Source organism: Corynebacterium sp. HMSC034A01, assembly GCF_001838175.1.
Lineage (GTDB): Bacteria > Actinomycetota > Actinomycetes > Mycobacteriales > Mycobacteriaceae > Corynebacterium.
On the sequence record NZ_KV835926.1, the window covers coordinates 1 to 479 of the forward strand.

Here is a 479-nt window from a genome sequence, read left to right on the forward strand (position 1 = left end):
CCCGCCGGCGTAGAGCGAGACGATCATGTCGTCGAGTTCTGTGAGTCGGCGTGCGCCCTTGGGCACCATCCGGGGAGTAAACGTGCCGGCACGATCCCTGGGCACGGTCACTTCCACCGCGCCGTAGCCAGAATTGACGGTCTTGGTGTACGACCCATTGCGGTGATTGTTCGCCTGTGCGGTTTCCACTTGGGCTTTGGTCTTGCGGTCAGAATGGCTATAGCCCAAATGCGCATCCATCTCCGCCTGCAGACCAGCGTTGATCGATGCCTGCAGCAGGCCTTTGACCAGCTCGCTTGCATCATCAGCGGAGGTCGACAGCTCGCTGATCAAGCTGGCGAGCTCAGGATTTTCCATCAGCTTCTCGCTGATCTCGTTGACCCTCGCCGGATCATGGTTTTTCTTCGGTGACACCGTAGTCATTATCGGTGAAACTCCTTCTAGATCAGAGCCTCACACACAAACTTCCTGACACCCTC

General features: G+C 57.6%; 1 protein-coding gene. It reads right to left on the reverse strand.

The window, feature by feature from the left end; genetic code table 11:
* A partial coding sequence (locus tag HMPREF2791_RS01635; protein ID WP_246825298.1) for a transposase occupies positions 1–423 on the reverse strand: 423 nt, incomplete at its 3' end.
* Positions 424–479: the final 56 nt, after the last annotated feature.